Origin of the sequence: Leptospira sanjuanensis, from assembly GCF_022267375.1 — a bacterium.
Taxonomy (GTDB): Bacteria; Spirochaetota; Leptospiria; order Leptospirales; family Leptospiraceae; genus Leptospira; species Leptospira sanjuanensis.
The window spans coordinates 1440123-1461711 of the sequence record NZ_JAIZBH010000001.1; the positions used below are offsets into that span (position 1 = coordinate 1440123).

General features: G+C 44.2%; 17 protein-coding genes and 2 pseudogenes. 12 read left to right on the plus strand and 7 right to left on the minus strand.

Translation table 11 applies throughout. The features are described 5' to 3' along the window. The first annotated feature begins 30 nt into the window (after positions 1-30). The 6 genes and pseudogenes from LFX17_RS06440 to LFX17_RS06465 all read left to right on the plus strand — a co-directional run bounded on the left by LFX17_RS06440 (position 31) and on the right by LFX17_RS06465 (position 7792). Positions 31-2385 (plus strand): hypothetical protein, encoded by a 2355-nt coding sequence (locus LFX17_RS06440; protein ID WP_238745723.1) that lies wholly within the window; start codon positions 31-33, stop codon positions 2383-2385. Next, the gene (locus tag LFX17_RS06445; RefSeq protein ID WP_406600481.1) at positions 2382-3527 is read left to right on the plus strand and encodes a DUF445 family protein; all 1146 of its coding nucleotides are present in this window, start codon (positions 2382-2384) and stop codon (positions 3525-3527) included. Before LFX17_RS06440 ends, LFX17_RS06445 begins: the two co-directional genes overlap by 4 nt. Before the next feature lie 202 nt (positions 3528-3729). Further along, a pseudogene (locus LFX17_RS06450) lies at positions 3730-4101 on the plus strand (iron chaperone); the annotation flags it as partial. Beyond that, positions 4087-4860 (plus strand): DNA alkylation repair protein, encoded by a 774-nt coding sequence (locus LFX17_RS06455; RefSeq protein WP_406600698.1) that lies wholly within the window; start codon positions 4087-4089, stop codon positions 4858-4860. The pseudogene LFX17_RS06450 and the gene LFX17_RS06455, both read left to right, overlap by 15 nt. 88 nt (positions 4861-4948) lie before the next feature. Beyond that, positions 4949-5656: a pirin family protein gene (locus LFX17_RS06460; protein WP_238745725.1), complete on the plus strand. Its 708-nt coding sequence runs from the start codon at positions 4949-4951 to the stop codon at positions 5654-5656. Positions 5657-6232: 576 nt separating this feature from the next. Then, positions 6233-7792, plus strand: coding sequence for a hypothetical protein (locus LFX17_RS06465; RefSeq protein ID WP_238745727.1), 1560 nt, complete (start codon positions 6233-6235; stop codon positions 7790-7792). Positions 7793-8331: 539 nt separating this feature from the next. Here the strand turns inward: LFX17_RS06465 and LFX17_RS06470 are convergent. Together LFX17_RS06470 and LFX17_RS06475 are read right to left on the minus strand one after the other, a co-directional pair. Next, positions 8332-9324, minus strand: coding sequence for a S1C family serine protease (locus tag LFX17_RS06470; protein WP_238729515.1), 993 nt, complete (start codon positions 9322-9324; stop codon positions 8332-8334). A gap of 204 nt (positions 9325-9528) precedes the next feature. Then, entirely contained in the window at positions 9529-9948 is a 420-nt protein-coding gene (locus tag LFX17_RS06475) for an Rrf2 family transcriptional regulator (protein WP_238745729.1), read from the minus strand. A 110-nt stretch (positions 9949-10058) separates the two neighbouring features. On the opposite strand from LFX17_RS06475, the pseudogene LFX17_RS06480 reads away from it, so the two are divergent. After that, positions 10059-11373 (plus strand): annotated as a pseudogene (locus LFX17_RS06480) (adenylate/guanylate cyclase domain-containing protein). Here LFX17_RS06480 and LFX17_RS06485 read toward each other — a convergent pair. After that, complete coding sequence (locus tag LFX17_RS06485) at positions 11315-11620, minus strand: putative quinol monooxygenase (RefSeq protein WP_238729517.1); 306 nt, start codon at positions 11618-11620, stop codon at positions 11315-11317. The pseudogene LFX17_RS06480 and the gene LFX17_RS06485 overlap by 59 nt on opposite strands. A gap of 83 nt (positions 11621-11703) precedes the next feature. Between LFX17_RS06485 and LFX17_RS06490 the strand changes: the two genes are divergently transcribed. The 3 genes from LFX17_RS06490 to LFX17_RS06500 all read left to right on the plus strand — a co-directional run bounded on the left by LFX17_RS06490 (position 11704) and on the right by LFX17_RS06500 (position 15273). Next, positions 11704-12615: an NAD(P)H-dependent flavin oxidoreductase gene (locus tag LFX17_RS06490; RefSeq protein WP_406600482.1), complete on the plus strand. Its 912-nt coding sequence runs from the start codon at positions 11704-11706 to the stop codon at positions 12613-12615. 202 nt (positions 12616-12817) lie between these two features. After that, positions 12818-13627: a glycosyltransferase family 2 protein gene (locus LFX17_RS06495; protein ID WP_238745731.1), complete on the plus strand. Its 810-nt coding sequence runs from the start codon at positions 12818-12820 to the stop codon at positions 13625-13627. Next, a complete protein-coding gene (locus LFX17_RS06500; RefSeq protein ID WP_238745733.1) occupies positions 13618-15273 on the plus strand; it encodes an LA_3751/LA_3752 family putative glycosyltransferase in 1656 nt (551 codons plus the stop codon). The genes LFX17_RS06495 and LFX17_RS06500 overlap by 10 nt, the downstream gene beginning before the upstream one ends. A gap of 127 nt (positions 15274-15400) precedes the next feature. Here LFX17_RS06500 and LFX17_RS06505 read toward each other — a convergent pair whose 3' ends face one another. Beyond that, on the minus strand, positions 15401-15673 hold the full coding sequence (locus LFX17_RS06505) for a DUF1145 domain-containing protein (protein WP_238745735.1): 273 nt from the start codon (positions 15671-15673) through the stop codon (positions 15401-15403). Between the two features lie 113 nt (positions 15674-15786). Between LFX17_RS06505 and LFX17_RS06510 the strand changes: the two genes are divergently transcribed. Both LFX17_RS06510 and LFX17_RS06515 read left to right on the plus strand, forming a co-directional pair. Next, positions 15787-16746, plus strand: a complete 960-nt coding sequence (locus tag LFX17_RS06510) for an amidohydrolase family protein (RefSeq protein ID WP_238729521.1) — start codon at positions 15787-15789, stop codon at positions 16744-16746. Between the two features lie 109 nt (positions 16747-16855). Beyond that, positions 16856-17284 carry an LA_2478/LA_2722/LA_4182 family protein gene (locus tag LFX17_RS06515; RefSeq protein WP_238745737.1) on the plus strand — a complete coding sequence of 143 codons (429 nt, stop codon included), beginning with the start codon at positions 16856-16858 and terminating at the stop codon, positions 17282-17284. A gap of 71 nt (positions 17285-17355) precedes the next feature. Here LFX17_RS06515 and LFX17_RS06520 read toward each other — a convergent pair whose 3' ends face one another. Genes LFX17_RS06520 through LFX17_RS06530 form a run of 3 tightly spaced genes read right to left on the minus strand, consistent with a single transcriptional unit; the run spans position 17356 to position 21499 of the window. Further along, positions 17356-17934, minus strand: coding sequence for an MXAN_6521/LA_1396 family lipoprotein (locus LFX17_RS06520; protein WP_238745739.1), 579 nt, complete (start codon positions 17932-17934; stop codon positions 17356-17358). Position 17935: 1 nt separating this feature from the next. Further along, positions 17936-20881, minus strand: a complete 2946-nt coding sequence (locus LFX17_RS06525) for an efflux RND transporter permease subunit (RefSeq protein ID WP_238745740.1) — start codon at positions 20879-20881, stop codon at positions 17936-17938. 6 nt (positions 20882-20887) lie between these two features. Beyond that, complete coding sequence (locus LFX17_RS06530) at positions 20888-21499, minus strand: toluene tolerance protein (RefSeq protein WP_238745742.1); 612 nt, start codon at positions 21497-21499, stop codon at positions 20888-20890. Between the last annotated feature and the right edge of the window lie 90 nt (positions 21500-21589).

Consider the following 21589-nt stretch of genomic DNA (forward strand, 5'->3'; position numbering starts at 1 on the left):
CAGGAAATCGGGTTTCGTAAGAATCATCCCATGCAAATCATCCAGGGGAAATGGAAAATTCCTCACGCCGCGAGAAAGCCTCTCGTATTTTTCCTAGTCTTTTTATTTTTATCCATACAATTCCGTTTTTTATTTTCGGATCGAATTCCAGAATCCGTTTCTCTGCAAAATCAATATCTCATCGCGCAGGACTATCAGGTTCTATTTAAGAATTTTCTGTCATCCGGATACGATCGTTCTCTGCAAGGGGGAAGTCCCACCTTCTACTTTCAGTCTCCGTTCTTTTTCTTTTTGGTTTCCTTTCTTCACACCTTTTTATTGTTCTTTTTTCCGTTTAGCGTTTCGTTCAATTTAGGAATTCTGATTTCGCTCTTTTTGTTTTCATACGCGTTCTTAAAACTAGGGTTTTTATTTCTCACCGAAACGAATCTCAGCCCGGGAAACGCATTGCTTACGATGACGGGGCTTATGTTTTATTTTTTATACCCTGGCGATCGAACGGTCGGCGCGGGTATCGTAGGCGTGTTTCAGAATTCGATTTCTTCCGCGTTGGGACTCGGGTTTGCTCTATTAGGAATTTATTATCTAGAAAAATTTCGTTATACGGGAAAAGTTTCCTCGTTCTTCAAACATCTTATCACGGGAACGATCGTCTTTTATACGCACTACGAAACTTCGCTGTTTTACGCGGTTTCTCTCGGGATTTACTTTTTATTTTACAAGGACGAGTTCGAACTTCTCGAAATCCTTTTGATCTTTCTTTTGCCGTTTTTGTGCGCGTCGCCGATTCTTTGGAATTACTTCGGGTACGTTTCGTATCAGCAGAATCCGCCGATTTCCTTTCCGATCAACGGTCTTTTATCGTTGTTAGGCGAAGAATTTTCCGGTAGCATTTCAAGACCGGAAAAGTTTCCGGACGTATTCAGACAGATCTTTATCGATCAGTATTGGATTCATCTATTGTTTCCGATTTTGTTCGTGATCGGAATTCGTCTTCTGTTTATCAGAAAGTTATTGCCCCCGATTTCGAGATTTCTGATTTTCGGAACGCTTTTGTTTTACTGGATGGCGACCGATTCTTCCCTTTCCTTGATTCTACCTTGGCTTCATGTTCGGTGGTATACGGCGCTCAACGTCTCGCTCGTGTTTCTTACCTTTTCCGCGCTCGTAACGGCTCGATTCTTTTTGAAAAATCTTCCACCCGGAAAATGGAAATTATGGACCGGTCTCGCTTTATTCATATTAGGAATGATTCGGTTTATCGTTTCGATTCCCGGACCGGCCACCGGAATCGAAAACGCATCCAAAGAACATTCCGGTCTTTGGGAACAAAGGGAAGAATGGATGCGCACGTTCGAAAATACCTCGTACGGAGCGCTCATCGCGTCGGAAGAGATTGCGGGCGGGAACGTATCGCAAGAATCCAGATGGGCGAGCGTGCTAATTCGAAGGGCTTTGCGAAGGAACTTTACGCTTCAGAATCGATTTGAAAGTTCTCTTCCTTCCTCAGCGGAGGAAATCATAGGATTGTTTCCGTCGCAAGGACCGAAAACTTCGTTTAACAACGAAAACAAAAACGGGAGCGCGCAACCGATCGGAGAACGCGAAAAGTTGTCTCGTTTGTTTACGAACCTTCTTGCGGAACGGGGTGTGTCTTACGTTTTACTCAGATCGAACGCTTTGAACGAGATCGCTTCGTCCGATCCGGTCGCATTTACGCCCTTGGAAAAAAGAGGAGAATGGACATTCTGGAAATTGAATATTTCCAAACCGTTTTTGGAATTGCTTCCGTCAAAACCGATCGCGGTTTTGACGCCGGAGAATTCTCCCGAAAAAAAACGCGGATTGAAAGCGGAAGAATTGTCGGAGTCGATCTTGAACTCCGCGTTTCAATATCAAGTTTCCTTAATACCCTTGTCCGAACAGGAATTTCAATCGGATCCGAATTCGTTTTCGGCGGGATATGAAATCGCGGAGCTGAATTCTTACTTTCAAAAAAGAATCGAAGAGGACGCGGAGAACGATTTAAAACGGAAACCGGGCCTAAAAAAGGAAAAGAAGAAAGAAGTCTCCGGTTCTTCGGCTGAGATTCATCCTCTTTCTTGGAACGATTCGATTATTCATTGGAAACTTTCCGAAACGGGAGAAACGAATGCGTGTTCTCCGATCTTGATTCGTTCCGGCTTTTTCCCGCTTTGGAAATCCGATTCGGATGAAACTGTTTATCGCACTCTGGAAGGTCAGTTTTATTTTTGTTCCAAGGCGAAGGAAAATAGATTCGTATTTTATGATATTCGATCGTATTTGATCACGTTCATTCAACTGTTGCTTCCGCTTCTATTTTTCGGCGCCACGTTTTTGACGCGTAGGAAACTATCGAATTGATGTTCTTTGCCTCCGATTCTCCGAAAACCCCGTTTCGAAAAAGACAGCTTTTTTCGAATTCTTTGCTGATCGGTTTTTCGGCGGCGATTCTCTCGATTTTGTTTTTCGGAAATCCGGAAACTCCGATTTCCAAGGTCGTTCTTTCCGCTTTGGAAGGAGGTTTGATCGGTGGACTTTGCGATTGGTTTGCGGTTTGGAAAACCTACAAGGCCATCGAAGAGGACAGTTCCAGACTCGCATCGGAAATCGGCAACTGGGTTGCGGGCGATCTTCTGCATCACGAGGTGATCCGTTCGCGAATCAGAATGGTTTTGGAAGATCCGACCACCCGCGACGACGTTCACGAGGTTTTACTCGAAACCTTCGGAAACGAGGAAAAAACCCACGAGGTTTTGAACCAGCTTTTCTCCAAAGTGGAGGAAGACATCGTTCAATACGTGGTTCATTATCAGTTTTCGGGAACGGATGTCGCTTTATTAAAAGAGTTAAACCGACAAAAGGAGATTATGGACACGATCAAACTTCTGATCGGGGAGTCCATGATCAAAGTCGCCGATACGGAGGAATTCAAATCTCTTCTTCAAGAAATATTAGGAAAAATGAATTTAGTTGCCCAGGTGGTTTTGAACCTCGTGGTCGACTTTCCGAAAAAACTGAAGGAATACGGGAATCACGTAAAGCAGGGGTTGGTGATCGAATCCAAGGACGAAAAGACGATCGAGAAGCTCGTCAATTTGATGGCTGCTTCCACGGAAACGTATATTTCTTCCTGGAACGAACTCCATCTGGATCAAAGGGAAAAAGCGGTTCGATCCTTGATGGGGTTTTTAAAGGTTCAAGCGAGTCGTCTTTTAGGAACTTTGATTCAGTCTCATCTTAAGGAAATCGGTGAAATCAAAACTCTTCAAGAATACGCGCCTTTGCGATCGGTGCTGGAGTTCGTCGAGAAGAGGGTGGATGAAGGCGTTTCCGGTTATATCGGAAGGCAGATTACGACGCGTTTGCAAAGTCTCGATCCGAAAGATCTCCGAAAGAATTTGGAATGGAAGACTCGAAATGTTTTGGAAACCATTCGGATCAACGGAAGCATTCTCGGTTTTTTTCTGGGAAGTCTAACCGGAGTTTTGCGGTTCTTTTTTTGAAGGTTCGCCGATCCTCGTAGTTCCGATACGTACGAATACCGCTTCCTTCCAATCGTAAAAGTCCTTTTATCAACCCGAATTCGATTGCGGAATTCAATCCTTTGTGCTAAGAATGAAAATCCGAACGAGCGGAACTTTGTCGTAAATCGAAGCCGTTTCGTTTAACAACGACGTAAAGAAACGTGTTGGAAAAGGGGTAATGATGCAATCCGGTAAGTTACGTTATTCGAATATAGATGAATATATCGCCTTATTTCCGAAGGAAATCCGATCTCTCTTAAAAACGATGAGGACGACGATCTCCAAAGCGGCTCCAAAGGCTACGGAAAAAATCGCGTATCAGATGCCTACGTTCGCTTTGTATCGTAACTTGGTCTACTTTGCCGCATATAAAAATCACATCGGTTTTTATCCCGGTTCGATCGGAGTCAAAGTTTTTCTACCCGAGCTGACAGCATACAAAACATCCAAGGGCGCGATTCAATTTCCTTTGGATCAACCTTTACCCTTAAAGCTGATCACAAAGATCGTAAAGTATCGAGTCAAAGAAGATACGGAGTTGCAAGAGAAGAAACAAAGAACGAAAACTGGTTCGGTCGGGCCTTCGATTCGGAACGAGAAATCGGCCGGACTTACGGCAAAACAATTCATCAAAGAATTGACCGCTCTTAAAACGAAAGTCGATTTAGAAAAGAATTCCAGATTTCTGCACAATGGAAGCGAAACCAATCTTTGTCTCGGCGTGCAGATGGGGAAAATATTCGAAACCGCGAAAAAATATAAGAACATGCCGTTGGGGGAAATCGCGGTTCTTATAAAAAATCCATATTACGAAATTCGAATGGGGGCCGTGAGTATTCTGGATTTTGCGGCGAGAGACAAGAAACGCGATCAAAAATTCAGAAAGCGCCTCTTCGATTTATACATGAAAAATCACAAACATATCAACAATTGGGATCTCGTGGATCGTTCCGCGGGCCAGGTGATCGGCCGTTTTCTTTTCGACAAATCCAGAGAACCTTTGTATAGGTTGGCTCGTTCCAAAAATCCGATGGAAAGAAGAACTGCGATCGTAAGCACCTCGTATTTTATCATGAATCAGGAGCCGAACGAGACCTTTCGAATCGCGGAAATTCTCAAGGATGATCGTGATGAAACGGTCCAGAAAGCGGTAGGGAGTTGGGTCCGCGAAGCGGGAAAAAAGGACAAGCCGCGTTTGCTCGATTTTTTAAACCGACATTGTGCAACTCTGCCTAGAGTTACGCTGCGGGCTGCGGTCGAACGATTGGATCCAAAGGAAAAGGAATTCTATCTCCGTTCCAAGAAGAATTGAAATATTCGAAAAATTGAAAATAAGCTCCCGAATTCCTTCCGGAAAGCCTCTGTTCGAGTCTAAAAAGTAATAACTTACAAGGAGATTTATGGAAACGGTCTATCACGCGCAAGAAACAAGAGGAAAGGCGGATTTCGGTTGGCTCAAAAGCAGACATACGTTCAGCTTCAGTTCGTATTACGATCCGAGCCGAGTGCATTTCGGAAAACTGAGAGTTTTAAACGACGACATCGTTCTAGGCGGAAAAGGTTTTCCACCGCATCCTCACGAAAATATGGAGATCGTTTCTATTCCTCTTTCAGGAAGCCTGGAACATCAGGACAGCGAAGGAAATCATTCGGTGATTCAATCTGGAGAAGTGCAGATCATGTCCGCGGGAACGGGAATCGTTCACTCGGAGTTCAACGCTTCCGCGACCGATCCGGTCAATTTTTTGCAAATCTGGATTTTGCCGGATCAAATCGGAATTAAACCTCGTTACGAACAGAAGAAGTTCAACGTGGATGATCGCCGCGGTAAATTCCGGGAAGTCGTTTCTCCGGACAAGAATAGCGGAGCCGTTTGGATCAATCAAAACGTTACGTTTTCCCTGGCTCACGGAAATAAAGATTTAGAAATCCAGTATATTCCAAAAAATGCAAATGGGGGAGTGTATTTCTTTTTGATTTCCGGTTCGGTCGAAATCGAAGGGAAAAAGTTATCTGCGAGGGACGGATTCGGTATTCCTGCTTCCGCGAAACTCACGGTTCGATTTTTGGAAGAGTCGGAATTGCTCGCGATCGATACTCCGCTATAAATTGCTAAATCGACATGCTTCTAAAAAGTGATGGGCAAATGTCGTGTAATAATAGTGACCTCGACCATTGATTTTATTTTTTTTTTCTTTTAATTACAATTTGTTTTTGAAATGTGTTGCGATCGTATTCCCTTGGCGGTCGGGATGAAATCATTGGTCCCGATTTCTTCTGAAAGTGGAAATGATTTTACCACAAATAATTTAGACTTAAGAGACGATGATCACCAACGCCAATGCAGTAGAAAAAGCCAAAAGAAGAAAACTGAATTTATTAGAACTCTCTAACGAATTAGAAAATCTAAGCAAAGCCTGCGCGGCTTGAGAGCAGTTCTTAACATTCTATTTGCGCGAAACTTTAAAGACACTATCTGAGAATTGATCGCTAAATATACCTCTTTATCATTTCTGTCAATGGAGTTCGATAGTTTCAAAGAAAAATAAAATTTGAATTAGGAAACAATTGCAATCAATATTCGAAAGTCTGCGTAAATTGGTATAGAGTAGAAGGAAAAGATAATTAGAATTGACAGCCTATAAACTATCCTTTTTCTCATATGAAAGAAAGATAGGGTATTTATGCGTTCTATAAAAGTTTATAATAAAGCGATTTTGTTTTCGATTATAATTGCTATAGGAATTTATATTGTTTCGCGAGCAATTCTCGTTCCGATAACTCACGATGAAGCATTTACTATCCTTAAGCATGTCCCAAATAGCTATTCCGTAATTCTTGGACTTAGAATTGCTCCTGTTGAAGAATTCGCAAATAATCACTCCTTAAACACTGCGAGCATAAAATTTCTCATTTCTTATTTTCCTATGAGCGAGTTAGTTGTTCGTTTCCCAAATATACTGGCTGGATTCGTTTTCATAATTATTTTTCTTACAATTCTAATTAGACTTGAAATAAAAGATTGGACTCTCTCGGTTCTTTTTCTTTATGGAATTTCATCCCCTCTTTTATTGGAGTTCTTTGCCCTTGCGCGGGGCTATGGCTTATCGATTTCTCTCTTCTTTGCAGGTTATTTCTTCTGGCTAACAATCGATCGAGATCAAAGTTCACGTTTTTTTCTTCGACTTTCAGTAGCGGGAATATTTTTTTCGCTGGCTTTAATTGCAAATCTAAGTATTGCTTTTGCAATTTTAGGGGTTGCTCTAACTGAAATTGTTCAGTTCATTGTAGAGCTCAATAAGAATAAAAACGGAACGGAGGGCTTTAATCGTATACGGATTGTTAAATTGCTAACACGTTATGCTATTTCGATTTTTCCTGCGCTTTTCCTTTTAAACAAAGTTTACGGAAAAACTCTACCGATTGCTAAACAGCAAAATCTTTTTTACGTTCAGAATCGTGAAGGTTATTTAACCGGAACTTTGCCAAGTATTGCACGTGATTGGACTCCCATATTAACTAAGGAAAATCAAATACTTTATTCAAAAATATGTTTGTTTATTTTTTTGCCTGCTGTCTTGTTTTTTATATATCGTCTGCTTATAAGAAAAGATTTGCAGCAATACAAATATCAAAAAGATCTTCTGGTGGCAGGAACATTCTTTTTTGTTTCCGTATCGCCTTCTGTAATGGATATTTTCTTTCACACAGGATTCCCCTACGAACGAACCGCCCTTTATATTCTTCCGATATACGCACTTTTTTTATCAGTTCTTATTCGTTCTCTTGGTGAATCGGAAAATCTATTGATTCGTTTTTATCGCTATCTGCTAATTTTTTTGATGACTCTGACCATTGCCCTTTCGTTATTCACGTTTAACGTTCGAAAAACAAATTACTGGTCTTACGATTCAACTTCCCGCGTGCAGTATTTAGCTTTGAAAAAAGATGTAAATCATCTTCCGCAAATTAAAGAAAAGCGGATATCCGTTGGAGTTGATTGGCTTCTGGAACCGTCGCTAAACTATTATTTTATTCAAGAAAAAGACAATAAGTTTTTATCTGTGAACCGCGAATCTCCTTTGAATCCAAAATTCGATTATGTTTTCTTAATTGATGGATTCGAAGGTAGAGTTCAGGATAAAGAGACCTTTTATCTTCAGAGCTGGAGAGAGCTTGAATACTGGCCAGAAAGTGGGGTTCGGTTAATTCGAAATGAACGAGCTCAAAATTCTAAAAATTAAGATCTTGCCCAAAACTGAAAACTGTGGGAACTACAACGATTTGCAATCGGTAAAACATTCTTCTAAAAGCCAAAATTCGCTGAAAACACACAGCTTTTATGGGCGTTGTTCAGTTTTTTTTCTGGTTTTTGGGGGACAGGCTCTAAGTGAATGAAAGTTACAAAGACTTATTAACAACGGGCTATTTACGATCGATACTCCGCTTTGAATCTCTGGAAACGTATGAGTTCCAACAGTTTACGATTTATGTCGGATTCCAGGAGCGAATACACTTTGCTCCTCTGACGTTTTGCGCGTGTTTGTTTGATATCGGTAGTAATGTTGGAACTCATACTTCTCCGGAAAATACGGAAAATATCGGAGCTGCTACGGTCTATTCCACCCGCGAGGGATCGAAGCGGTGTCAAGTTATTGCTTTTTTCGATTCGGTTTCGCTCGATCCGAAAATTACTGCAATAACTTGACAGGAGCAGAGAGCCCGGCCCGAACTAAATCGATCTCTCTCGAACGGTCGATTCGGGCGCGGCCTGATCTTCGCTTTAAATTTCCCCGCTTTTAATCCGAAACGTTCTAAGCGATCCCTCGCGCAATACGCGGATCGGAAGTTCCTTTTGGATCGTGCTTTCGTCCAAGGTTCTATGCATGTCGTCGATCGAACGGATCGTCTGTTCGTTCAAGGTCAAAATCATATCACCTTTTCTTAATAGACTTATCGCAGCCGGAGAGGACTGTTCTATCTCGACGACAAGCACGCCCGAATTCTGTTCGAGTTTGTTGAAGATCTTGAGTCGATTCGGTACGGATTGATTTTGTCCCGCGATTCCGAGATAACCGCGTTTGACAAAGCCGTTCTTCATCAATCGGGTGATGACGTATTCTGCCGTTCCCGATCCGACTGCGAAGCAGATTCCTTGTGCGGAAGGAATGATCGCCGTGTTGATTCCGATCAATTGTCCTCTGGAGTTGACCAAAGGACCGCCCGAGTTTCCGGGATTGAGAGCCGCGTCGGTTTGAATCACGTCTTCGATCAATCTTCCCGAACGGGAACGGAGACTTCTTCCGAGTGCGCTCACAACCCCGGCGGTTACCGTGGATTCGTAACCCAGCGGATTTCCGATCGCGATCGCAAGTTGTCCCACTTTCACGGCGGTTGGATCGGAAAAATTCAAGTAAGGAAATTGATCGCTCGTAACTTTGAGAACGGCGATGTCGGTCATCGGATCTTCTCCGATCTTCATCGCTTTGAGACTTCTTCCGTCCGGAAACTCCGCGCTGATTTCCTGCGAATTTTCAACCACGTGCTGATTGGTTACGATAAAGCCGTCCGGTGAAATCAAAAAGCCCGAGCCGGAACCTCCCATTCGATTGCCGCTCACTTTGAGATGAACGACTGCGGGACTTACGGTATCGACAACGCTCGTGACCGCTTTCGAATACGCGTCCATCAACTCGTCGTCGTTCGAGGAAGAGGGATTCGTGTTTTTATTCGTAAGCCGGGATTCTTTCGAATCCGATTGAACCCATTGAATCATAAAACCTCCGGGTAGGTATTAGACCGACGGGAATTTATTTGTATCCGAAAAAGTTACAATCAGGAATACGAATCGAAATCTTATTTCAAAACCCATTCGGAACGTTTCGGTGATCGATTCCGAAAGAAGCCAAACAAAAAAAATCGCGACTTGTCGTACCTACGACAAACGATTTCTGTTCATAAAAGACTTGATCTTCGGGGATCAGCGTTTGGAAAAGCTTAGAATTTCGCGGGTGATGGAGTCGAGATTGGTGCTGCCGAGCTCTTCTTCGAGAACCTTTTGCGCCTTGTCGTAGACCTTGGTCAAAATCGGTTGGATCGCGTGACCGCAGATACATTTTTTATTCGGGGATTTGGAATGCATCTGAAAGATCTTTTCGTCGATCGCTTCGTAGATTTCCTTCAGATTGATTTCCGTCGCAGGTTTCGCGAGATAATAACCACCGTTCGGTCCCATCTGGTTGCGGACGATTCCTTGGTTTTTGAGAAGAGATAGAATCTTTCGGATTACGACGGGATTGGTGTTTACGCTTTCCGCGAGTTCTTCGGAGGTTTTGGTTTTCCCTTCTCCCAAAGACAACAAGGAAAGAATGTGGATCGCGACCGTAAATCGACTCGTCATATCTGTAAAGCTCTCAGTTACAGACTACAGAAAATGAGAATTCATGTCAAGTGAAAGCTTCGCTTTCAAAAATACTTGCTCCCGATTCCGAAACCGTAAGAATACGTCCGATGTTTCAGAGTTATATTCTTCGATTCTTGGACCCGGCGTTGGAAAAAGAATTCAGATCCTTTCTTCGGGATCATATCGCGGTTTTCGTAAGAATCGGGGCGATCTCGGCGGTGTTCGGCTACATCGCGGTATTTCTTCTTTTCTACGATATTCTTCTCATACGCGATCATCGCGTCCTTTGGATTTTGGAAGGAAGCGCCGTTTTCGGTTTGGGACTTTTTCTTTCCACGTTAAAGCGATTTCGGTTTAGCATGGTTCCGGTTTCCATTATCGGTAATACGAGCGCGGGATTCGTCGCGGTCTATGTGGGTTTCGTGTTTATCCGGAATCAGCACGCGATTCTTCTTACCATTCTGATCATCATCGCGTATTACGCGTTTTTGGTATTGCGAATCCGCACGTTACCCGCGTTTATCGCGACTTCTTCCTATTTGGGCGCGTATCAATACGGACTTTTGATCGACGACAGTCTGGATTCCCAGAACAAAGCGGTTTATAGTTTTCTAATATGGTTCTCCGAGTTTTTTGCGGTGATCGCCGGTTATACCTTGGAGTTGACCACTCGTAAGTTGTTTTTGCAGGCAAAGACGATCGATACGCAGACGAAAGATCTGGAAATGGAAAAGGAAAAATCGGATCTTCTGTTACGGAACATTCTTCCGGACGCGATCGCTCATCGATTGAAAAACGAGAATTCCCAAATTTCCGAATACTTTTCCGAATGTTCCATCCTATTCGCGGACATCGTAGGGTTTACTCTTCTTGCCGCGCGCAAAACGCCGGACGAACTCGCGGGTCTTCTCGATCGATTTTTTTCCAGACTCGACGAACTTGCGGAGCATAGGGGAGTGGAGAAGATCAAAACCATCGGAGACGCGTACATGGCGGCCGCTGGAATTCCGATTCCCTGCGAAGATCATATCCAGAGAATCGGAAATCTCGCATTGGATATATTAAAAGAAGTGAATACGAATGAGGAACTGGTCCGCGAGAATCTGAACATTCGGATCGGGATTCATTCGGGACCGGTCGTCGCGGGTGTGATCGGAAGAAAAAAATTCATCTACGATCTTTGGGGAGATTCGGTCAATCTCGCTTCAAGAATGGAATCGCACGGAATTCCCGGCAAGATTCACGTAACGGAAGAATTCTACCGCGCCGCGTCTCCTCTCTTTCAGTTGGAAAAACGAGGAGAAGTGGACATCAAAGGAAAAGGAATCGTGTCCACGTATTTCTTAGCGGGGTGAACAAACGCTCATCCGAGAAGATCGATGTGAACCGGATTGTATTGAATCGAAGTGCTTCCTTGGCTGAACCATTCCGGCACGGCTCTGCGCCAGGAAATGAACTGCGGAGTCTCGAGATGTTTTTTTCTCGCGGTCTCGCTCTTATACACTTCCATAAAGACGAATCTTCCGGGATCTCCGTCGGCTTGCAGAACATCGAGTCTTAGAACTCCTTCTTCCGTATCGAGGGATTCCTTAGCCATCTCGTGGCTGATCTTTTTAAACTCTTCCACCTTTTCTTCCAAAACCTTATACGAGGACAGGATCACGATCATGTTTGCAGAATTTCGTACGCGTTTCGTTTTGGGAAGAAAAATCCTCCTTGCTTAAAACAACTGTTATTCAAAGAATTCTCAGAATGAAATTGAATACTCGAATTACGGAAATGCTCGGAATCGACCTGCCGATTATCGGAGCTCCTATGTTTTTAGTCTCGTATCCGGATCTGGTAGTCGCCGTTTCCGAAGCGGGAGGAATCGGTTGTTTTCCTTCTCTCAATTATCGTTCTCCGGAACAACTTAAAGACGGATTGCAGGAGATCCGTTCTAAAACGAAGAAGCCGATCGGGGTCAACCTGATTCTTCATAAATCGCATAACCCCAATTGGTCGAAGCAGCTCGAGGTCGTTCTCGATGCAAAGGTCGAACTTTTGATCACGAGTTTGGGAAGTCCGCGCACCGTCGTCAGCGAAGCGAAGAGCGTCGGCTCGAAAGTTTTCTGCGACGTCACCACCTTGAAACACGCGAACATCGTTGCGAAGGCCGGAGCGGACGCTTTGATCGCAGTCGCGCAAGGCGCGGGCGGTCACGCGGGAAATATTTCTCCGTTCAGTTTGTATCCGTATCTCAAAAAAGAAACCGGTCTTCCCATCGTCGCGGCGGGTGCGATTTCAAGCGGTGCGCAAATGGTGGCCGCTCTTGCATTGGATGCGGACGCGGTCTATGTGGGAACTCGTTTGATTGCGACCCCCGAGGCGATGGCGTCCGAAGGTTACAAGCAAATGCTCATAGAATCCGGCCCGGAAGAAATCGTTTATACCGAGAAGATTTCGGGAATTCCCGCAAACTGGTTGAAAAAATCGGTGGAGAAGGCGGGAGATCTTTCGCACAGCGGACAATCGCAGAATTTAGATCAAGAATACAAACGCTGGAGAGACATTTGGTCCGCGGGTCACGGTGTGGCTCAGATCCAAGGTTTGATTCCCGCAAAGGACGTGGTTCAGGGAATGGTTAAAGAATATCATGATATTCTAAATCGTTTGCCGCGCTGATGTCGTATCTGCCCGTCCGTAATCGGGATTATAGAAGGACAAGCGATGGCGGAAAGCGTTACGTATCCGCAAGTAGAAAAAACCGTGATCGACACTCCGCTTTCCAGGAAGGGGCGGCAGTTGCGGAAATCTCTTTGATCGTAGTTTGAACCCCGGTTAAACCGTTGACGATTTCCATTCTTCCAAAGAAATGTTATGAAGAATGGCAAACGCAAAGAAGAAATCCGTGCCAAGCGGCAAAATAAAAAAACCAAACGACAAAACTTCTCTCATTATACCGATCTACAACGAAGCCGGTCATTTGGAAGAATTTTTGACCAAAATCGATGCGCTCGTATTGCCAACCGATAAGGAGCTAGTATTCATCGACGATTGTTCCAAAGACGATTCTCGTTCTATTCTTCAATCGTTTCGTTTTCGTTCCGCGCATCAAATTTTGCTACAGGAAAAAAATCAAGGCAAGGGGGCTGCGTTGCAAAGGGGAATCGAGTCTGCGACCGGAAATTTTCTCATCGTGCAGGATGCGGATTTCGAGTACGATATGGACGAGGTTCCCATGCTGCTCGAACCTTTGATGCGAGGAAAAGCGGATGTAGTCTTCGGTTCCCGATTTAAGAAGGACGGAAGACAGGTTCACAGAACGTTTCATTATATGGTCAATCGCTTCCTAACGTTTGTTTCCAATTTTCTGAGCGGGCTGTATCTCACCGATATGGAAACCTGTTACAAGGCGTTTCGTTCCGAAATCATCAAAAACGTGAACTTAGAATCGAAACGTTTCGGTTTCGAGCCGGAAGTCACCGCGAAAATCGCTAGACTCAAGATCCGTGTTCAGGAATTTCCGATTTCGTATTATCCGAGAAATTATTTGGAAGGGAAAAAGATCACCTGGAAAGACGGAGTGGCAGCGCTGCGTCATATCGTGTATTTTAATCTGATTCAATCCAAGAAAGGTTTTTTTAAAAGCGAACTTCCCGAGAAATATATTCCGAAAGGAATTCATTGGCTGTAGTTCGAATGGAAAAGTTGTTTCTAAATTCCAATGTAAAAGGAACGGTTCGAATCGTTCTTGCGATTCTTTCCGTTTCGATTGTAGTCCTATTTGTTTGGAAACGGTTTCAATGGGATTCGGGAGCCTCTCCTTTGATTCAAACAGATGCTCAAATCAAGGTTTATCAAACGGCTCAATATGCAAAGAACGGAATTAACAATCACGATTGTTATTACGAAGGCGGACGTTGGGATTTAGAGTTTCGATACTTTCCGTTTCATTATCCTTGGGTCGTTTATACGGAAGAGGTAAAATCCGATCGGACCTGCCGATTTCAATATCCTTCTTTTTTTGCGCAGGGATTTGCTCTTTTGTATCGATGGACCGGATATCGCTTTCTAAATTTCGCGATTCTATCGTTTTATTTTTTGGCCGCTTTTATAACGGTTTGCATATCCGTGAAACGTTTCGGAGTATCCGACTCGGTCGGGTTTGCCGTTGGGATTCTTGCGCTTACTGGTTATCCGCAAAATTCAGGTTTTGAATATTCGGAAACCGTAATCTCGAACGTTTGTTTTCTGTTGTTTTTAAATGCGGCATTGGGTGTTGCGCTTCAAGCGGAAGAATCTAAGACGGCTGTTCTTTACGGATTTGCGGGTTCTCTTGCGGTATTTTTACGTTCCGAAAGCGTGTTCTATTATTGTGCCCTCGGTTTGGGAACGATTTTGTTTTTAAAATTATCCATTCCGGAGCTTTTAAAACGTTTTCGCTTTTTGCTGATCGGATTCTTGGCCGGTGGGGTAATCCTCGCATTGTATAATTATCACGAGTTCGGAGCTGTGCTTGGGATCAGGAGCAAACTTTCGTATTCCGATTTTCTGAAGTTAAATCTGACGACAAAACTCGAATTGTTGAAGGGGTATTTCTTCGGTTCTTCGATTCAGATAGGGTTGTTTTCGTATTGTTTTCCGATGATTGCTGGAATGATAGGATTTCTCTTTTTACAAAAGAAAAAATCCGATTGGAGCGGTGCATATTCCGTTCTTCTCTTTACCGGAATTTTAGGAATACTTTTGGTGCAGACCTTTAGTCCGTACAATCCGGGAGGTTTGTATGCGGGTTTACGATTTACGGAAATTTCGTATTATTGTTTTACTTTGTTAATCGGAATTGTGATTCATACAGTTCAGAATTCCGAAAGAAGGCGCGCGCATTATGCCGTTTATTTCTTGTGTATCCTTCAGATTTTTTTCTGTCTATTTCATACCCGCAAGAATATTCAAGTCGTCGACTTCGTAAAAAAACATCACGAGATTCTTCAGAGAGAATGGAAAGCTTATCCCGATTTTCCGGTGGTTCATAAAAGTCTTTTCGATATGTTTCTGGTTTCGACTTCCTATTTGGACAAACCCCATTTTGTGGCAAAGGACGAGACTTCCTGGAAGGGATTGGAATCGGTTCTTGAAAAGAATCGAGTGCGGGGGTTTCAGGTATTTTACTTCGGTTTAACGCCACCGAAAGACATCAACGCACCTCAGGATTTTTACGACGAATGGATCAATACGAAGTATGAGATCCGTTCGTCGAAGTATTCTCTTCAAGAAAGGAAGGTCGTGGAAGGTTTCGTTTTGGAACGTTACGTTTTAAATTCGGATAATAAAGATTAGTCGTCCACTATATTTCGACGCTCGCATAAAGGTCGCGAATTCTAGGAGCGGTTTGTAGAATAAGCGGAATAGATCCTCGGATAAAAACGGCTCGAATGGTTCGGCCGTTTTTTTATTTCTGCGCCTTCTACGCTTGTTTGTTGTTTCGGAGAGGAATCATGTGAAAGACTCCGAAGACAAGAATCTGAAGAGCGTCTAACGCCGGGTTAGTCGATTTATGTTTGAAGGTGAGCCAGAAGTAAGCGATCTCCATCAAATGTACTGCGAGAGTTCCGAATCCGACCACCTTGATCAAAAAGTCCAGAGGTTCTCCCATTTGAATAAAACCGAATAGATCGGCTCCGAAGACGATCCAGAAGAATGCGGATACGATTTTTGCGGCTTGTAAGAGTGGGTTCATTAGCTTTGTTTTTCCTAAAAAAATTTCCGTTATTGAACCTTCCCGAATCGATCAGTCAAGGAAAAAAGAGGACAATCGATTGACTTGTTCTTTGTGAACGGAAAAATGAAGACATGCTTCCTTGTTGTCATCATATTCTTTCCTCCAACCGAGCCGCTTCGGATCATTCTCCCTTTCCTTGGAAGAATCCGAAAAATCTTCCTCCGCTCAGGGACGACGATTCTCCCGCTCACCTCCCTTTGATGGAGAAATACGGACTTCCGTTTATCATAGACATTCATTCGCATTTCTTTCCCGAATACGTGATGAAGCGGATTTGGAAATGGTTCGACGGAGTTCATTGGGAGATCGCGTATCGTGAAAATGAAACGCAAAGAATTGCTACCTTAAAGAAAAATAAAATTCATCGTTTTACGACTCTCAACTACGCGCACAAGGAAAGAATGGCGGAAGGTCTGAACCGCTGGACCTTCGAAACGCATCAACATACGAAAGGTGCGATTCTTTTCGGAACTTTTTTTCCGGAAGAAGGTTGTCTGGAATATACGAAACGCGCCGTGGAGGAATACGGCTTTCGCGGTTTTAAACTTCATTGCGAAGTGGGGCGGCTGGATCTGACGAGGTCCGATCTTGCGGACACGTTTTTATATCTTGAATCGAAAGGAATTCCTCTCGTGATTCATTCGGGGGACGCTCCGCTTCCGGGAGTTTATACGAATATTCGATATTTTAAATCCTTTATCGAACGTTATCCGAAACTGAAGGTGGTCGTCGCACATATGGGTGCCTCGGAAGTTTGGGAATATGCGGAGCTTCTCGGAATTTTTCCCGAGCTTCGTTTGGATACTACGATGGTTTTCGTGGATTTTTTGGCGACTGGTGAAAAGACGGATCCGTATCTCGAAATTCTCGAACGGTATCCGGATCGGGTTCATTTCGGTTCCGATTTTCCGAACATTCCGTATGCGCTCAGTCATCCGATCTGCAATTTATTGAATTCTTCCTTGAGCGCCGAGACCAAACGAAAGATCTTTCTGGAAAACAGCGCCCGCCTTTTCGGGATTCCGATTTAATCCGAAGTCCTAAATCGACGTTTTTCTTGTATGTGAATTCGGAACTTCGGCGCTCGTTCGGCGTAAGGAAAAAACTTGCCAACGAGGGTTCGATCTCTATTCTTTCTATATGCGCGGCATTTTTACGGTAAGTTTCGGACTCGTTTTAGCGGGAATCCTCACGGCCGATTGCGGAAAAAAGAATCCGGTGTCGCAGTCCGCTTCCGCGGAAGTTTATAAAAAAGTCGCGGAGACTTATTGTTCGCAGATGAGCCGTTGTAAAGAGCCGTATCTTGCTTCTCTTGAAGGCAAACTGAGAAAGGAAGCGGCTTTAACTTATCCGGATAACGCGCAGTGTTACAGCGATTTCAATTACGACTATGATAAGTCGGAGCCGATCGTATTAAAAAAACTCAGCGATAATCTGAAATTGGAAGCGGAGCTTTGTATCAAAAGCGTGGAACGCGCCGATTGCGGTTCGATCGTAACCTATCAAATTCCTGAATGTGTGGAATACAACACGTTCCTCGAAACGATTTCCTCCCCGTCCGCCAAGTAACCCTCGTTCTTTCCATCGCGAAGCGCCGCGCGTCATAAAAATGAGTGTGCGGATTTCGAAAGGAAGAATTCTTATCTTGCTTCGACCTCGATTTTTTCGTCCTTTTCTTCCTCCGTTAAAACGGGGCTTTCCAGTTTATCCAAAAGGCTTTGAAGTAAAAAGAAATAGGCATTGACCTTGCCGGCGATTTCTTTTCCGTAAAGCTGCGTGTATGTGTTGATGAGAGATTGATTCTCTTCCGTGTTTTTAGAATAAGAATTCTCCGCCAATCCTTCCCAGAGAGTTTCCCCCTTGGCACAATGAATCACTTTCGCAAGGGCGCTCAGTTCCACCTTGTCGCCGTTTTCCTTCTCTCGGATTTTCAACTGGAAGATTCCCTGAACCTTCTTATCGGAAGCTCCGCAAACGGCGTTACCGGAACGATACGGATAGATGATAAATTCCTTATGGTGAGAAAGGTAGTTTTCCGCGATTTTGGAAGCGAGTTTTTTTTCGGAAACCCCGGCCTCGCTTTCCAAGGGAACGGCAACGGCCAGTCTTTTGAAGGTGGTCAATTCCTTTTCCCAGACCGGAGCGGCCTTGACGTATTTTACGGTGCAATTCGCGATCGTAAGGGAAACTAAAACGAGTATAAAAGAATATCGTAACATTCTAATGGGTTCCTTTTTTCTTTTTCGGAGAGGCTTTTTTGGTCGCGGCGGTTTTAGTCGTTTTCTTCTTGGCCGCTTTTTTGGAAGAAGAGGGCTCCGAAGCCGTCGACTTCGAAGCAAACGCACCTTCCGTAGTCGAAGAAGAATCGGATTCTTCTTCGACGAAGCCGATCGGTTTGGATTCTTCTTCCTCTTCTTTGCGGGAGCGATATACGATTTCCAAAACCGCCGGAACGAGGCTCAATGCGATGATTAAAGAAGATGCGATCCCGATGGAAGCTACGACTCCGATCGACTTCAAACCTTTCTGATCGGCGATCAAAAGGGAACTCCATCCGACAAGAGTGGTTAACGTGGAAGCGATGATCGCCGGTCCCACCATCGACATGGCGCGGACAACGTCGTGATCCTCTCGGAATCGATAGTAGATATAGATTCCGTTTTGGATTCCGTAGCCGACGATCACGGGAAACACGAGAACGTTCATAAAGTTCAGCTGAATTCGGAACGCGGCCATGATTCCGAGCGTCACGAAAATTCCGAGGACCAGAGGAATGAGTGAGATCAACGCCGGAACGATTCCTCGGAAGAATAGGATCAACACGATCACGACCAAGACCAATGTGATGAGGAAGGCGGCGACTCCTTCTCTTTGAACGATCTTGATCAGATTCGCGAATAGGATCAAACTTCCCGCAGTGTTCGAAACGTATTGATGCGATCTTGCTTGTTCCAAAGACGAAAACGGTCTTGTTTTTAAGATAAAGGAAATCGTTCCTTCCAAAAGTCCGAGGTCTTTGAATTGATCGGCCGAATACGTGTTCAAGGCTTTTACGATGAGACGTTCTTCTCCCGAGTTCCATTTGTCTTTGACCGGATCGGTTGCGGAGTTTCCGTTTTCATTGTAGAGAAGGGTGTTTAAGACTCTTCTGGACAATTTCGGATAATGCAATTCTCCCACTGCGTCAAAAAACTTCAGAAGTTTTTGTCCGTGCCAAAGCGCCACCTTCGGATAGATGAATACGAGATGTCCTTTTTCTTTGGAACCTTTTACTTCCTTAAACTGAGAACTGAAGTAAACTGGAACTGCGGAAACGTCGTATTCCTTTACGCTCAGATATTTTTTTACGACCGGAAGATACTTTCTTTGTTCCGGTTTTAAGAATCCCGCTTTGACCGGTTTCATATCCGTTTGCAGTTGTTTCAGAACCTTCAGGTTCGCTCTTTGTTGTCCTTTCGGTGGAACGAAGTTCCAAAGAGAAACCACTTGATCCACCGAACCCGCGATTTCGTCCGGAACCGGAGTCATATAATCGAATACGGCTTCGGATTCTTCCAATGTATCGACCACGATGACTTGCGGATCGGAACTGATATCGAATCGATCTCCGATCTCGTCGTAGAGATTGACCGAATCCAGGTTGTCCACCATCAGATCCCGTCCGTTATAATTGAACTGGATTCCGGGCGCGAAACTGAAGAATGAAATCACCACGACGAACACAAGAACGACTAACGTCAAGAGGCCGGGTTTTTTGTAAAAACGGTAGAGAAGCGGAGAAGTTGTCTGCTCTTTTGCGGATAACAAAAACTTGCTTTTAAGCGACGGAAACAAACGGAACAACAGCGTGATCTGAAGCGCGGTCACTCCATACATGGAAACCGCGATGATCAAAATTCCGTAGGTCGCGATGATCCCGAATTCGCTGAATCCTCGAAATTCGGAGAACGCAAGAACGACGAACGCGGACGTGGTCGTCAAGGCGGAAATAAACGAAGCGATCCCCGTGTGATAGATCGTATCCTTGATCGAACGGAGCATGTCCTGTTTACGGGTGAATTCTTCTCGGAAACGATATAAGAATTGGATTCCGTAGTCGATCCCGAGTCCCATCAGGATCGAAGCGATGATGCTCGTAACCGAGTTGAGTTGACCGATTACGATCGTAGTCAATCCGAAAGAGAACAGGATTCCCGAAAGAAGAGAAACGAGCAGAATCAGAATAAAAAGAGGATTTCTAAAAAAGAACAAAAGAAGAATCGCGATTCCGATTAAGGATGCGACTGCGATCGGCTTCAACGCAGCCATCAGCGTTTCGTAGTCGTCGAGGTGAAGACGATACGTTCCCGTATAACCGACTTGAATTCCTTTTTTGTCCAGCGCGAGTTCCGTTACGATTTCCTTGATTTTTTTATCGAGCGCGATGTTGAACTCGATGTTCGTGAACGAACCGGCCGGTTTGATCAGAAAGATCAGCATTCCCTTATCGGGAGAAATATTATATTCGTCGAATATATCTCTTTTTGCAAGTTTTTGATACTTGGCGAGGATATCGTTGAAGTCCGGGTTATATTCCTCGTCGCTCAGTTTGATGAAGAACGGATTCGCTTTTTCGACTTCTTCGTCGATCTTGCGTTTGACCCGTTTGCGCACTTCGACTAAGTCTTCCGTTTTTAGGAAGAGGGGAAGTCTATCCTGCAAAAACGAAACGTTATAACGATAGGAAATGTATTGAACGTAATCCTTTTCTTTCAGAAGTCTTTCGTTTAAGACGTCCGAAGCTTTCTTGATCGCGTTCTCCCGCTCTTTGTAATAGGAAACGTTTTTTTGTTTTATCTTTTCGGCTTCTTTCAGCTCTTTCTCGGCGATCTCCGGCTGCCCTTTTTTTTTGGCGGCAAAGGCTTTGACGAGATGTTCCGTCATTCCCTTTTCGTCTTTGAACTTGATGCTGAGAATGTAGAATCCGTTCCCGCCGATCATCTCGATCACTTTCTGCGTCTTGACGACGGAAGGGTTGTCCTTCGGAAGAAGATCGAGGTTGTTGCTGTTTACCGTGAGTTTGGAGGCCTGCCATAGAGACAAAAGAAGAAACACGGCGAGGACGCTGCACGAGCGGATCGGGTTTAAAAGAATCGAATCTGTGACTCTGGAAAGAAGTTGTCTCATTTCGCTTTAATTCTTTGCTTCTTTTTTGATCAGAGCGATTGTTTGTTTCATTCCGTTCTTTTTGAGGGAAGGTTCCACCGATTTAACTCGGTTCGTTTCGGAAGCGTATTTGCCTTCGTTTAAGAAGTCGGTGACGAACCAGGTTCCCTCGATCTTCATCAGAATCCAGGAGAAGGTGATTCTTTCGGAACCGTTCCAGATGATGGAGGAAGCGAGAGTCGCGTTGTCTCCTTTGATCACCGGTTTTTCGTAGTTGATGTCGATCTTATCGAAGTATTTATGAGCGATCGGAAAACTGCGGTGAATGATGAATTCTTGGATCGCGTCTTCGAATTCTTTTCGGTCGGCATCCGCGATTTTACCGGAAGATTTTAAAAGCTGGTTTGTGAACTGCTTAACGTTGATGATCGCGATCGCCTTATCGTTCTTTTTATAGCGGATAAAACCGATGAGCTTTTTAACCGTGGAAGCAATTTGTTCTTCGTCGGAAGGGGTTTCTTCGGTCGGAGCCGCGTTTTCCGTTGCGGGAGGAGTCGGATTCGTTTCCGTCGTCTGCGCGAAAAGAAAAGACGGAGTTACCAAAGATAAAAGAAAAAGAATGGAAATAATTTTTTTCACAACACGTACCTGTTGTTATAGTTTGGGGAACCAAAGCGAATACCGTTCGGATATTGTCGGAACCTTCCTACAGCATTCCGAATCTGTAGG